At 52.9% G+C, this 13,201-nt stretch carries 10 protein-coding genes and 1 pseudogene; 5 read left to right on the forward strand and 6 right to left on the reverse strand.

Features of this window, described 5'->3' with window-relative positions; genetic code table 11:
* Positions 1 to 79: 79 nt before the first annotated feature.
* Both H6G13_RS04520 and psbA read right to left on the reverse strand, forming a co-directional pair.
* Positions 80 to 1,165, reverse strand: a complete 1,086-nt coding sequence (locus tag H6G13_RS04520; protein ID WP_190481979.1) for a PEP-CTERM sorting domain-containing protein — start codon at positions 1,163 to 1,165, stop codon at positions 80 to 82.
* A gap of 441 nt (positions 1,166 to 1,606) precedes the next feature.
* Positions 1,607 to 2,701: a photosystem II q(b) protein gene (gene psbA, locus H6G13_RS04525; RefSeq protein ID WP_190481980.1), complete on the reverse strand. Its 1,095-nt coding sequence runs from the start codon at positions 2,699 to 2,701 to the stop codon at positions 1,607 to 1,609.
* Between the two features lie 180 nt (positions 2,702 to 2,881).
* Between psbA and H6G13_RS04530 the strand changes: the two genes are divergently transcribed.
* On the forward strand, positions 2,882 to 3,664 hold the full coding sequence (locus H6G13_RS04530; RefSeq protein WP_199305735.1) for a TetR/AcrR family transcriptional regulator: 783 nt from the start codon (positions 2,882 to 2,884) through the stop codon (positions 3,662 to 3,664).
* Between the two features lie 37 nt (positions 3,665 to 3,701).
* On the opposite strand, the pseudogene H6G13_RS28570 reads toward H6G13_RS04530, so the two are convergent.
* A pseudogene (locus H6G13_RS28570) lies at positions 3,702 to 4,028 on the reverse strand (LysR family transcriptional regulator substrate-binding protein); the annotation flags it as partial.
* Positions 4,029 to 4,067: 39 nt separating this feature from the next.
* A complete protein-coding gene (locus H6G13_RS04535; protein WP_190482968.1) occupies positions 4,068 to 4,208 on the reverse strand; it encodes a LysR family transcriptional regulator in 141 nt (46 codons plus the stop codon).
* Positions 4,209 to 4,633: 425 nt separating this feature from the next.
* On the opposite strand from H6G13_RS04535, the gene H6G13_RS04540 reads away from it, so the two are divergent.
* Positions 4,634 to 5,491, forward strand: coding sequence for a hypothetical protein (locus tag H6G13_RS04540; RefSeq protein ID WP_190481981.1), 858 nt, complete (start codon positions 4,634 to 4,636; stop codon positions 5,489 to 5,491).
* A gap of 296 nt (positions 5,492 to 5,787) precedes the next feature.
* On the forward strand, positions 5,788 to 6,831 hold the full coding sequence (locus H6G13_RS04545) for an S-layer homology domain-containing protein (RefSeq protein ID WP_190481982.1): 1,044 nt from the start codon (positions 5,788 to 5,790) through the stop codon (positions 6,829 to 6,831).
* A 111-nt stretch (positions 6,832 to 6,942) separates the two neighbouring features.
* Here H6G13_RS04545 and H6G13_RS04550 read toward each other — a convergent pair whose 3' ends face one another.
* On the reverse strand, positions 6,943 to 7,569 hold the full coding sequence (locus H6G13_RS04550) for an FMN-binding negative transcriptional regulator (RefSeq protein WP_190481983.1): 627 nt from the start codon (positions 7,567 to 7,569) through the stop codon (positions 6,943 to 6,945).
* 360 nt (positions 7,570 to 7,929) lie between these two features.
* Between H6G13_RS04550 and H6G13_RS04555 the strand changes: the two genes are divergently transcribed.
* Positions 7,930 to 9,297 carry a cyanophycinase gene (locus H6G13_RS04555; protein WP_190481984.1) on the forward strand — a complete coding sequence of 456 codons (1,368 nt, stop codon included), beginning with the start codon at positions 7,930 to 7,932 and terminating at the stop codon, positions 9,295 to 9,297.
* Positions 9,298 to 9,344: 47 nt separating this feature from the next.
* On the opposite strand, the gene tilS is transcribed toward H6G13_RS04555, so the two are convergent.
* Positions 9,345 to 10,364 carry a tRNA lysidine(34) synthetase TilS gene (tilS, locus tag H6G13_RS04560; RefSeq protein ID WP_190481985.1) on the reverse strand — a complete coding sequence of 340 codons (1,020 nt, stop codon included), beginning with the start codon at positions 10,362 to 10,364 and terminating at the stop codon, positions 9,345 to 9,347.
* A 322-nt stretch (positions 10,365 to 10,686) separates the two neighbouring features.
* On the opposite strand from tilS, the gene H6G13_RS04565 reads away from it, so the two are divergent.
* Positions 10,687 to 12,789 (forward strand): FAD-dependent oxidoreductase, encoded by a 2,103-nt coding sequence (locus H6G13_RS04565; RefSeq protein ID WP_190481986.1) that lies wholly within the window; start codon positions 10,687 to 10,689, stop codon positions 12,787 to 12,789.
* The last annotated feature ends 412 nt before the right edge of the window (positions 12,790 to 13,201 follow it).

Consider the following 13,201-nt stretch of genomic DNA (forward strand, 5'->3'; position numbering starts at 1 on the left):
TGGTGGGCAAACTAAAGTCTCTATCCCTAGTAGAAGAGAGTGCGTCTCACAGTCGGACCCTTTGACCCCACCTTAATGCTTAAAACTTACGTCTTCGGGTTAGTGCTGTGCCAAGCAATCCAGCCAGCATCACGACCACGCCGACAGAAGGCTCAGGCACAGAGACAGGGGCAGCTGTCACTTTTACATTACCATCTGCTTCATCACCAAGAGAAGTATAGACATAATTCCAGGCACCGATATCGTTTAGCAGATGGGCACGAAGAAATGCTCCGCTCCAGCGTCCGATGGTTTCGGTTGTGACCGCTTGCTCAAGGGTAGGTCTAACAGGATCACGGAAGGAATCTTCGTTAGTGATGCCGTAGTGGTTTGCACCCTCTAGTTCAATCAAAACCTTCGGTGGGTTGAGAAGCTGCTCAAAAGTTTCGACGGTCTCTGCTGGAGGAGCGACACCGTCTAGGGTTCCGAAGATAAGTCCAGTGGGCACCTCATTACTAATAGGTGGAATGATTCCCGTATTAGCTGCATCAAAGTTAGTGCCATAGAAAATAGCTGCTTTTAGTTCTTCAGGCAGGCGATAACTTTCAGTGCAGAGAATAAAGAAGCAATTGTCTTGAGTGGAGGCAATGCCTACAGCACCTCCAAAAGAATGTCCTAGTAACCCTAGCAAATCTGTATTGAGCAACCCAGAGACTGGAGAATCACTATTAGCATTTTCTAGCGACATGAACTCCAATACCTCCTTTACCTGGTCTTGCTCAGGAAATAATCCCGAGAATGGAGGAACACCTGGTGCAGACAGCGTTCGCTCATTGTTGGGAACGACAACCGTAAATCCATAGCTGGAAACAATCTCAGCATAGTTACGGTAGTCCGCCTTATCGACGAGTGCCCCTTGAAACAGTAGGACAATCGAAGTTGATTCATCTGAGCTGGATACAACTGGATAGTAAATGTCTACTGGGTCGTCATCGATAAACGTTGAATACTGGTTAACCTCTGTAAAGATAGGGGCTCCTGCAAAAGAAGTCGCTATTGCAGGACTTGCCATTGAGGTTAGGAGCAGTAAGGTACCTGTGAGGGACTTAGCCGATAAAGAGCGGCTAGTAATGATTGCTTTTTGCATTGGTAGATGAAAAATCCTGATGAGGAGTTGGTTTCTCATCAAAATATCTCAGATGTTAGATGCTGTTATTTAAGACTTGGTGAAGTTCTTGAAGAAACCGATGGAATTCTGAGTTTTTGGAGAGTTTACAACCTGTTAGAAATCAAGGAGCGCTCGTGCGCTTAGCCGCTTCGTGAAAAGGAGTACAGCCAATCGGAACTTGCTCTCTAACTCCTTAAATCTTCTGTATCGATGCTTAGAGATGACAAATATATAAAGAAATTATTAAATTCAGAGTACTGAAAGTGTAAGAGATACGAACGATCCAACTAAGAATGGAAGGATAAGGTTGCTGCCCAGCATTGTTGAAAGTGCTCTGTGCTGCAATGTCGCCCCTCAATTCCGCAGAAGGCTTTTCCTTTGAGGGAGCGGTGCGTTGCCGCTTTAATGCAACGCACCCTCCGATTAGCGTCTCGTTTAAGTTTTGTCAGCTCCTTAGGTTTAGCTCAGCAGAGTTGGTGCCGTCATTGCTACTGGCTCCGCTGCACCTGCTGCTAGATCTAGGGGGAAGTTGTGGGCATTGCGCTCGTGCATCACCTCCATGCCCAGGTTGGCGCGATTGATGATGTCGGCCCAGGTGCCGATCACCCGGCCTTGGGCGTCGAGCACTGATTGGTTGAAGTTAAACCCGTTTAGGTTAAAGGCCATCGTGCTGATACCCAGGGAGGTGAACCAGATGCCAAAGACGGGCAGGGCCGCAAAGATAAAGTGGTTGGTGCGACTGTTGGCTTTGGCCCCAATGATTTCATTAGTTCTTCCCAGCAGGCGGCTCAGGAAACCGTGGGCAGCCAGCACGTTGTAGGTTTCCTCCTCCTGACCGAACTTGTAGCCGTAGTTTTGAGATTCGATTTCAGTTGTCTCGCGCACCAGGCTGGAAGTGACTAGCGAGCCATGCAGCACACTGAGGAGCGAGCCGCCGAAAACGCCAATCACACCTAGCTGGTGAAAGGGGTGCATGAGAATATTGTGCTCTGCCTGAAACACCAGCATGAAATTGAAGGTGCCGGAGATCCCGAGGGGCATGCCATCAGAAAAAGAGCCTTGGCCGAGGGGGTAGATCAGGAACACGGCAGTCGCCGCAGCAACAGGAGCTGAGTAGGCGACACAGATCCAGGGCCGCATCCCTAGTCGGTAGGACAGTTCCCATTCCCGCCCCATGTAGCAGAAAACGCCAATCAAAAAGTGGAAGATCACGAGCTGGTAAGGGCCGCCGTTATACAGCCACTCGTCGAGAGAGGCAGCTTCCCAGATGGGATAGAAGTGCAGGCCAATCGCATTGGAAGAGGGCACTACTGCGCCAGAAATAATGTTGTTGCCATACATCAGTGAACCAGCGACCGGCTCTCGAATGCCGTCGATATCGACGGGAGGTTCAGCCACAAAAGCAATCACAAAACAGGTGGTTGCAGCTAGCAGAGTGGGAATCATCAGCACACCAAACCAGCCGACATAAAGCCGGTTCTCGGTGCTGACAACCCAGTTGCAAAACCGCTCCCACAGCCCGACGGTTCCCCGTCTCTGTAGGGTAGTTGTCATATTTCAAATCGAAAAAACTGCATTCAGCCGCTAGCTAGCAGGCGCTCTCCGGTTCCTCATGAATACCTGTCGAAACCAAAGCGACGTCTTACTAACTAACTTGTTAGTTAATGTAAACAGTTCTTTTCGGTTTGTCAATAACTAACTAACTTGTTAGTTAAAAGCCTAGAGACTATAGCCATGAGACTGCCGCGCTTGGTATATCGAAGCAACCGACAAGGACAGCTTAAAGTTCTTAACCTGAAGCTAAAGACTGTGGCCGGGCCAGAGCCTGCCGCTGTATCCTGGGTGAGGAGATTGAGTGGAGCGCCTTTGGCTAAGTCGTCGGCAAAATCAGGACGGTCCCCTGCCCGGCAGGTTCGAGATGCAGAGGCGACTAGGACCGCCATTCTCGATGCTGCAGAGGAAGAGTTTGCCCGCTTTGGCCTAAATGGAGCTAGGACAGAAGCGATCGCAGCTAAGACCGGCGTCACCAAAGCGATGATCTACTACTACTTCGGCAGTAAAGAAGACCTGTACCAGGAAGTCTTAAAGCGCCCCTTTAGCGACCTATTTAACTCAGTAGCTCACCTGTCACTGGATGAGATGACGCCAGAGGCGGCAGTTGTGGCTCTGATTGAAGCAGGAATTTCCTATGAGGCCGCTCACCCCTACCAACAGATGATTCTGTTTCAAGAAGCTAGCCAGAATGAGGGTAAGTTTCTCAAAGAGGCGGGGCTGCAGCCAGTCTATACCAAAATTATCGAAATTCTAGAGCGGGGCATGGCAGACGGCAGTTTCCGCCCGCTTGACCCCTGGTTTACGGCGATTCAAATTGGCGGTGTTGTCAGCTTCTACTTCACCACCTACGAGAACATGAAGCACATCGCCCCCGACTGGTGGGACTTCCGCAACCCAGAAATGATTGCGCGCCACAAGCGAGAAGCGATTGAGTTTGTGCTGCGGGGCCTTCGGGCTGACTGATAGGGGTTAACTCTTCATTTGCCGCTAACTGTTGCTTCAGCAAGTTCAAGAAAGCGTAGATTGCGGGACCGTGCAACCCCTCGGCTGTGACCGCGACGCCAATCGTTCGAGCTAAAGGCACTGGCAGACTATACACCTGCACCCCGGTCGGAATGGGTTGGGCCGCCAGGTTCGGCAGGATAGAGGCCCCTAACCCCTGTGCCACTAGCGCGACAATTGTGCCATCGGTTTCAACTTCGTAGGCCACTTTGAGCAAGTAGCCAAAGCTTTGAGTGTGGGCATAGACCTGCTCCATCATGATGTAGTCTGCGGGGGGCATGACTAGGGGCTGGACGGCGATATCTTTCCAGGTGAGCTGATCGCCTTTGGCTGCAGGAAAGTAACACTACGTCTAGGTGTTGCTCTAGAGCTGCGATCGCATGACTCCTGCCGACTGCGATATCTCCAAAGACAGAGCCGCCTCGCTAAAACTGCCCTGCTCTGCCACCGCCACCAAAATCTTGAGTTGAGACAACTTCATCTGGTTTTGGTGATTTGTCTTCATGCTAAGCGACCCCCAAAATTTTCAGAGCCAGCCAGCGTTAACGGCTGCTTCTGCACCATCAAATTTACTCGCGCAAAAGACAAGAGCCAATGCCTTCATTTCCTGCTGCAGACTACGGGTGAGGCGGGTTGTCATCACGGATTTAATGGAAAATATGCATTTAGCTAGAGATGCAGTCTAATCTTCAGCATGAGGCAAGCACAAGAAGTCCATGCTTAGCTGGTATAAGCAGGTCGGAGCAGCTACTTGAATGACTCAATCTCATCCAAAGAGTCTGCAAAAAACCTGATCGATCCGGTCAATGCTTCCCATGTTAGAGAAGTGCTGCTATGCACTTTAACTGCTACACAGACTGCAATTATCAGGGGGAGTGTCACAAGACTGCCGGATAGGGAAACCGTTGAATTGAATGAGAGGATACCCCTGTGACTACACTACATAAGCGCCGTTTTGGTGCAGGATTTAGAGGAGGAGCTTTTGCCCTAGCACTGGCTGCATTTGCACTGACTGCTTGCGAAGTTCCGGGCGGTACAACAGGGCAAGACCAGGCTACCCCAGGCCCAGCTGCAACCCAGACAGACCCGGGAGAGCCCGAAGATTTTGATATTCAAGTGGGTGATCTAACTGGCAACCTAGAAGATTACGTGGGTCAGGAAGTCTCTGTTCGCGGTGAGGCCGTAGAAAGTATCGGCGAGAACGCTTTTTTGGTTCGCGATGACCAACTTTTTGGTGGACAAGAGGTTGTTGTCTTTAACGCCACCGGCGCTCCTCTAATCTTGCCTAGAGGTGGAGCTACCGAACGACTTCAGGTAACAGGCCAGGTGCGAGAAGTTGTTATTGAAGACTTGGCCCAGGAGTACGGTCTAACCTTAGATGAGGAGACCTACGGCAACTACGAAAACAGCCCTGCCATTATTGCTGAATCGGTTGCTTTGGCCCCTGAACCGGGCGAGATTAGCGATAACCCAGAGGCTTTTTACGACCAGCCTATTGCCGTTGAAGGTGCAGTAGGCGAACAGTACGAGCAAGGTACCTTTACCATTACCCAAGACCAGTTGTTTGGTGGCGCTGATGTGCTAGTTGTTGGCGCTACGCCCGGCACTGGTGATCTTCGAGGCGCTGAGGAAGTTGTCATTACTGGGGTGCTACGCCCTTATGTTGCCGCTGATTTTGAGCGCGACTACAACCTAACTTGGGATGAGGGTTTACAGCAAACCATCGAAGCGGAATATAGCGAGAAACCTGTCTTGGTTGCTGAGCAAATTTATCCTCTGGTGCGCTAGTACTGAGTTAGTGGAGAGACTATTAGCTTCTCAGCTAAGGCCACTCCACTCTCCGCGCTGTTAGCAAGGTCAATAATCGACTGACCTTGCTAACAGCGTTTTGTCTTGCAGGTGTTTCAATTGGGTGCGATCGCAAAGCTGTTTTTTCAGTCGCCTACTCAATCTTTTGCAGCGCAGTTGTTCAATCTATTTGCAGATTGAATTTGCTTAGTTTCTATCAGATGATAGACCGATTAAACCTCAACAGTCCGGTAGGTTGGGTGGCAAGGACGTGCTATGAATTTTTTGGAGAATACATGATGTCAGCTGCAAACCGTTGGTATGTGTTAGGTGGATCTGCTCTGGTAGGGGGCCTACTGGTTGGAACATTTGCCCCTCTAATATCTCTGCAGCGGTCTGCTGCTGTTGCCTCACCTGAGCAGGCTGCTGTTTTTCCTGATATTGCCAGTCATTGGGCACAGCCTTTTATTCGGCCTCTGACACAAGACGGTATCTTAGCAGGATACCCAGATGGTACTTTTAGGCCAGAAGAAACGATGGCTCGTGACGAATTTGCTGCTGTTTTGCGGCAGGCTTTTAATCAGGAGCCGGAGCGACGCATTGCCAGCGGTAGCGTTTATCAGGATGTACCAGCGGACCACTGGGCTGTTGATGCCATTGAAGAAGCTTATGAAATGGGCTTCATGAACGACTATCCAGGGGGTTATTTCCGACCTGATGACGCAGTTATCCGCGTAGATGTCTTGTCTTCTCTGGCTAAAAATTTAGAATTGGATGCAGCTGTGGAGGAAGACACGCCGACGGCGGCGGCCACCACCACCACCCCTACAGAACAGCCAGTTGCTCAGCAACCTGCCCCAGCAACTCGCCAGGCTCAGAGAAGGGCATTTATGATGCCAATGGCTATGACGTCTCTAATGCAGCCCTTTGTGACGCCTACCCAGCGCAATAGGACAGCTCCTAATAACAACGCTCAAACCGCAGCCGCCCCCACTGACGGTGCTCAAACCGCGGCGGCCCCCACTGCGGCAGCCACTAGTACCCAAACTGCACCTCCTTCCGCTGATGCCTCTACCATCGTCAGCAATCAGTACGTTGATGCGAACGAGATTCCTGAAGGGGCAGTGACTGGTGTTGCCGACGCTACCCAAGCCGGTATAGTTGTCAATTACCCCGAGCCTCAGGTGCTAGGTCCCAATCGCCCTGCTACGCGGGGAGAGATTGCTGCTTTTATCCATCAGGCTTTGGTGCAACAGGGCAGATTGGCCCCAATTGCTGAGGGTGAAGTCAATAACTACATCGTGAACACGGCTGGGCCGGAAGGTGCAGCGGGTCAGTAGCCATAGGCTAGTAGCCAATAGGTACAAACCGCAGACAGCTTGAATTACAAAAGAGGAAAGCATTTCTAGCAAATACTTTCCTCTTTTGCTGTTTGCAACCCTACTTGGCCTTTAACTAGCCTCAAGATTCTGCTGCATTACTTCTCCAACAGCTGAAGCAGTCGGATCGGGGTTTTGCTGTAGAGCCTGAGCTACGCTGTGCTGATCGGCGAAGCTGCGATTTTGGCTCAGCTTGTATTTCCCCTCCAACCGGCTCACGGCCATTTCAAAGCCCACAATTCCCCGCATCATGCCCTCTTGGTACTGGCTCGACAGGCTTTTCCATTGGGTTTTAAAGTCAGGCCCGTAGGCGTTGATCATGCCTTCGATCATCTGGTCCATCTGTTCAGGAGAATCATCAAGCGTGATTAACTGGGGCTTGCCGTAGGCGTGAACGGCAATGTAGTTCCAAGTGGGCACATTCTCCTGTTTTTCGTAGAGAGCCGGGTCAATGTAAGCATGGGGGCCGATAAAAATTGCTAGCGATTCTGCCGCTGCAAATGCTTGCCATTGAGGGTTGGCTTTGGCCAGATGGCCTGTCAGCTTTACAGTCTGATCTTCAATAGTGACGACCAGCGGCACGTGGGAGGCAAACGGCATGCCTTCAACCGTAGAAACCAGGGTGGCAAAACTGTTTGCCTGCATAAAGCCGACGAGCTTATCAAGGTTTTCTTCTTTAAAGGCAGTGGGGATGTACATGGCTGCAAATGAAAGATTTTAGCCTGTCACCCCTAATACCAGTTCCAGAAAAAAGCGCTGCAGATAGGGGGCTGGAAGAGTAGATGAGTGGATGAATAGCGGCTATTAGAGAATTGGTATTAGCAAGGGGCTTTAATTTCGGCCTGCTGATGGGGATTTGCAAACCGCTCCAGTTAAGGTCATTGACATCGGTGTCTTGAGTAAAGACTTACCTTAGCGCTTAAGTTTCTCTTAAGCCTAAAAATCGGGAGCCAGTGGTAAGTATTGAGGTGCGTCTGAATCGTAGCTGGGTTTGTCGGTGAGCCATGTTTTGGCGCATCAGTTACTGACCACTATCCCCTTTTAAGCACATTGCATCCTATGACCTCTTTTCGACCTCAGACCGCGACCGTAGTTAGCCTTGGCTGCGCCATTCTAGCCTTAACTATGAGTCCCAGTGCCCAGGCTGGCACGCTGGTGTTAACGGGGGGCAATTGGGCTTTTCCCGGCAGTGGTGGTGCTTCGGAGGCGTATGGGGTTTCTATCTATGAGGAGATCGTCAACCTAGCCGGGGGGCTAGACACGGCCAAAATTGGCATTATTTCTACTGCTAGCAGCACGCCGGAGCGGTCAGCCGGATTTTACCTTGAAGACTTTGATGCACTCTATGGCAGCGCCGTTGATGTAGAGTACATTCCCATTACTCGCAATGACTGTGCCAGCTATAAGAACGACAGCGGCTCGGCGGTAGTAGGGCAGATTCGCGATCGCAACGCCTTTATCTTCACAGGTGGCGATCAGTCTTTCATCACCGACTGCTTCTTTAACGAAGACCCAATTGCCGCTACCCGCACCGACACTGCTCTGATCGAGGCGCTGCGGGGACAGTTTGATGCAGGCGCAGTGATCGCAGGCACCAGTGCGGGCACGGCAGTGCAGCCCAGCGCCCCGATGATTACCAATGGCGAAAGCTACGAGGGTTTGCGCGATGGATCTTTAAGCTTCATCGGCAGCCCTCCTTTTGACAACACGCTTTACTACAATCCCCTAGGTGGCTTAGGCTTTTTTGACTATGGCCTGCTCGACAGCCACTTTAGTGAGCGGGGCAGGCAGGGCCGCATCATTCGCCTAGCCTCTGATTTGGGGGTTGATGTCGCCTACGGGGTCGATGAAAACACCTCGCTGATTGTCAAAAACCCTGGCACCGAAGACGTGATTTTTGAGGTGCTGGGCGAAGGCGGCGTGTTTATCTCCGATATATCAGGGGCGCTTGTCGGGGAGAAAGACGGCTTTTGGACTATCTCTGGGGTAACGGCCACCTACCTAACCGAGGGCGATCAGTTTAACCCCCTCACCAAAACAGCCTCTTTTATCGGCAAAACGTCACTGACGGGGCAGGAGGCGCTGGGTGAGGTACCCGACGAGGAAAATATCTTTAGCTACTACGACTTTGACCTACGCGATTGGACCAACCAGCGGGCGTTTACTGAGCAGGCGATCGATCTGGTCAACAGCACTGCCTCTATCGCCTTTGGCACTAGTCTGGAGAATAACCCGACCTACGGCGTTACCCTAAGCAAGATTCCTGGCAGCGAGGGATTTGTCGGCTTCGACAGCCAAGGGGCACCCCGCTACTCGTTTAGAACAGTGCGGGTAGACATTGCGCCCGTCCCTGAACCTGGGCTGATGCTGGGCCTACTTGGGGTTGGGGTCTGGGGGATTGGCGGCTTTTCGAAGCGGAGGGTTTAGCAGGGTTAACTCTTCTGTTGAGGCCCAAAGTACGTTGGGGGGTAAGGTCAGGCAATGATGATTAAATCCTGCTCGACGCGTGCGATCGCACCCCCTGGAAACGGATCGCTCTGACTGCGTTGGGGTGCATCAATCAAATACACCAGCTTTTCTACCTGCTCAAAGGTCACCTGCACCGACAGCACCTCCCGCAGCACTCGCCGCAGCACTCGCCGCTTCAGCGCCAGCGGAATTGTCTTGAGCGGCGCTCTGCGAATTTGCCAAGGGCCATCTGAACTGGGGTACAGCATAGCCTGCCGATATAGTGCCTCGGCCAGCTGATCTAAAAACTCAACTTCTGCGGCCAAGATTTCGGCAGTTTGAGCCAGACTGCGCTCCACATTGGGGTTGAAGTTTTCCCGCAGGTAGGGCATCACGTCTAGGCGCAGGCGATTGCGAGCGTAGGCCCGATCCTGATTGGTACTGTCGTCCCAAATTGGAATATTAAAGCTCTGGCAAAACGCTGCGGTTTCGGCCCGCGTTACCTCTAGCAGCGGCCGCACCAGCGAGATTTCAGGATACTCTGGGCTGAGCGATCGCAGCCAAGTCATTGCCTGCATTCCATCTGCCCCGCTGCCCCGAATTAGGTTGTAGAGCAGCGTTTCGGCCCGATCTGTAGCCGTGTGCCCTGTCACCACGTGCGAGCAGTTCAGCTCCAGCGCCAACGACTCAAACACCCCATAGCGCCAGTGCCGCGCCGCTGCCTCGCTGCCGGGCGCCGTCTCAGCCTGCACCACCCGGCAGAAAATGCCCCACTGCTGAGCCAAGTCCACCACAAAAGCCGCATTGTCTGCCGAGTCGGGTCGCCAGCGATGGTCGCAGTGAACTGCTTCAATCTGCCACCGCCACTTAGGCTGCAGATCTGCCATCAGCTTGAGCAGACAAAGCGAATCTTGCCCCCCCGACACGGCTACCAAGAGCCGCGCTCCAGTGGGAATGAGCGCCCCTGAAGACGAATGCAGCAGCGGTGTTTTATGCGCCTGCACAGTCTGGTGAATGCGGGCATGTAAGAGACTCCAGTCAGTCATGGCTGAGGGACGTGCTACAGCAGTTTTCAGATCAGTAAGTTACAGGCTTGGGGGGATGGGGGGATGAGGGGCCAATGCAGGCGAAAATGGCTGTATAGACGAAATGCTAAGAGGGAATCCTAGTTCAGAAGAGGGTCGTCTTAGGAGCCGGGCCGTTTCTTCACGAATTCGAAGCTGATTTCTTTACGAATTCGAGAAGATTGCAGCTGTAGCTAGCAAAGAGGCTAATCTCACTCTTATAAATTAAAGTGTTTTTCCTGGGGGCCTGTGGGGTAGGTCTGCCCCCTGGAAGGCACCCCCATTGTCATGCTAAGGAGTTACTATGCCCGGCCCTGTCACCCAAAAGAACGGTGTCTTTGCAGATCACGTCTTTACCCGACCTGCTCAGGGTGCGACGGTGACCTGTTCGCTGCTGGTGGTAGGTGGCTCGACGGCGGCGTATTCATCAACCCTAATGGCCCTACGGCTGAATCTAGATGTGTGCCTAGTGCAGCCGCTGATGGTGGTGGGTGGGCAGTTTACCGCCCAAGCCCTACCGGCTTCAGATGATGGCGACTTGCTTAAGGAAAAGGCTGGACTCTACAACGTAGACGGCGAACGGTTTGCGATCTCCAAGGCCCAGCGCGAGTTTCGAGAGCGGCAGCGGGAGATTCAGCCCGTCGCAGGCCGCAAAGACTTTAATCCTGGTGGCGGCTGGGTTAGCCCGTTTGCAACAACGCCGGTCGTGGCCTCCACGGCTATGAACGAAGCCCTTGCCCCCTACCTAACCAACGGGAAGCTGAAGTTAATTCCCTACAGCGAACCGGTGGAGGTGCTGTTTGGACCTACAGCCAGCGGCCGTCGTCGGGTCAAAGGCGTGGTCTTTAAAAATAGCCAGACCGGTGCGACCTTTACCGTAAATGCTCAGGTCACCATTGAGGCGACGGATTTGGGCGATTTGCTGGAGGTGGGCGGCATTGAATCTAGGGTGGGGCAAGAAGCTCGCCATGAAACGGGGGAAGCCATTTTGCCGGAGGATGCCCGGCCCCAGTGCCAGCAGTCTATTACCTTCGATGTGCTGGTGGAGCACACGCTTCCTGGTAGAGGTGTACCCGTCAGCGCCCCTCCCGGCTATGGCAAAGACCCCTGGCTCAACGTTCATGAGTTTACCGGACGGTTCTACACCAAAGATGGCGGGGGCAACTGGCAAAAATGGGAGTTTCTTAGCGACTTTGGTATTTTTCGCTATCGGCGGGTGTTGCGATCGCAACCCTACGAAAAGAAAGTCTCCCCCGGTGATGTCTCTGTGATTAACTGGGGCACCTCCCAAGAACCCGATCGCTATTGCTGCGGCAACGACTACCGCCCCGGCTATCTGGTGGGCGTTAGCCGAGAGGAGCGGCAGATGCACATCAAGCGGGCTCGCGATCGGGCTCAAGCCTACATCCACTTCCTGCAGACCCACGGCGTTCCTGATCTGAAGCTGCGCGGCGACCTCACCTGGACTCAAGACGGTATTGCCCTAGAACCCTACATTCGAGAAGCCCGCCGAGGCGTGGCCCTGACCACCATTCGCCACGAAGATGTAGCCGAGAGCTTTTTTCCCAAACAAGTCAGGGCCCGCTGCTTTGAAGACTCAGTAGGCATCGGCCAGTACCACTACATGGATTTGCACGGCAACGATCAAAGGGGCCACGTCAGCCCTCGCGGTAAAGATGTGGTGGCCCTGCCCTTTTCCCTGCCGTTAGGGGCGCTGGTGCCAGCCAACACCGACGGTCTAGTGCTGTCGGCCAAGAGCTTGGGCACTACCCATATCACCAACGCTGCCTACCGGATGCATCCGATGGAGTGGGCTATTGGTGAGGCCAGCGGCTGTCTGGCTGTGGTCGCAGCGTGGCTAGGCGTGCAGCCTCGCGACCTTGCCACCCAGGAAGCCCACGTTCGCCGCATTCAAGGCTATTTGGCCCGCAATGGCGTACCCATCTTCTGGTTTGATGACGTGGCCCACGATGACAAAGATTTTGAGCCGATTCAGGTGCTAGGGGCGGCGGGCATCATCCGCAGTGAGAGTGTAGACGACCTGCATTTCAAACCCTCTGGAAACGTCAGTCGGGCTGTTGTTGCAACCGCTCTGGTCAAAGTTCTGAAGCTGGCTAAGAAGACTCCCGCTCAGCCCACCTTTATAGACGTGCAGCCCGGCAAGCACTGGGCCTATGAATCGATTGAAACGCTATACGCCCACGGCCTGGTTTCGGGAATAGGGGAGGGCCGCTTTGGCCCCGATCAGGCCATCACCCGCGAACAGCTTTCCTTTTTGGTGAAGAGAGCCCTGCCAGAGGTGTATGCAAAAGCCTTTGCCCGCACCCCGATTGATCGCCACCATCTGCAGCGGCGGGAGCTTTCGCGAGTGCTGTACGAAGTGCTGAAGCAAAAGCTGGGGATTTAGCCCACCCTGTAGAGATGCATTAGCCCAGGCCCTAGCGTAGCCCTTCGCGCAGCATGCGCGAAGGGCTATTTGATCGTGCCCCCACATTCGAACAGATCAGGTCAGCTAATACCAACTCTCTAATAGCCGCTACTTATTCACCCATCTACTCTCCCACCCCCCATCTGTTTTTTCTGAAATTGGTATAAGGCCCTTCTCAAGCAATCCTTAACCTACCCAGAACCCTTTTTATTTGATTGCCTAAAAGTGAAATCTTGGCTGCAAAAAAGGCCTATCTTCGCTGCCGAATTCGGTAATTTAAGCTACTAAAAGAAACGCTTCAACCGTCTGAAAAAGCCAGTGTTTGCTCGCGTTCGCAGCCCTAAAGTTGAGTCAAAACCCCACTCAATCACACAAGGCAAAAGCGAGCAAC

Origin of the sequence: Pseudanabaena sp. FACHB-2040 (genome assembly GCF_014696715.1) — a bacterium.
Lineage (GTDB): Bacteria > Cyanobacteriota > Cyanobacteriia > Phormidesmidales > Phormidesmidaceae > JACVSF01.

What these genes read in the sequence shown, in the direction of transcription:
- H6G13_RS04520 (WP_190481979.1), bottom strand. Translation starts at nt 1,165, where the DNA reads ATGAGAAACCAACTCCTCATCAGGATTTTTCATCTACCAATGCAAAAA.
- psbA (WP_190481980.1), bottom strand. Translation starts at nt 2,701, where the DNA reads ATGACAACTACCCTACAGAGACGGGGAACCGTCGGGCTGTGGGAGCGG.
- H6G13_RS04530 (WP_199305735.1), top strand. Translation starts at nt 2,882, where the DNA reads ATGAGACTGCCGCGCTTGGTATATCGAAGCAACCGACAAGGACAGCTT.
- H6G13_RS04535 (WP_190482968.1), bottom strand. Translation starts at nt 4,208, where the DNA reads ATGAAGACAAATCACCAAAACCAGATGAAGTTGTCTCAACTCAAGATT.
- H6G13_RS04545 (WP_190481982.1), top strand. Translation starts at nt 5,788, where the DNA reads ATGATGTCAGCTGCAAACCGTTGGTATGTGTTAGGTGGATCTGCTCTG.
- H6G13_RS04550 (WP_190481983.1), bottom strand. Translation starts at nt 7,569, where the DNA reads ATGTACATCCCCACTGCCTTTAAAGAAGAAAACCTTGATAAGCTCGTC.
- H6G13_RS04555 (WP_190481984.1), top strand. Translation starts at nt 7,930, where the DNA reads ATGACCTCTTTTCGACCTCAGACCGCGACCGTAGTTAGCCTTGGCTGC.
- tilS (WP_190481985.1), bottom strand. Translation starts at nt 10,364, where the DNA reads ATGACTGACTGGAGTCTCTTACATGCCCGCATTCACCAGACTGTGCAG.
- H6G13_RS04565 (WP_190481986.1), top strand. Translation starts at nt 10,687, where the DNA reads ATGCCCGGCCCTGTCACCCAAAAGAACGGTGTCTTTGCAGATCACGTC.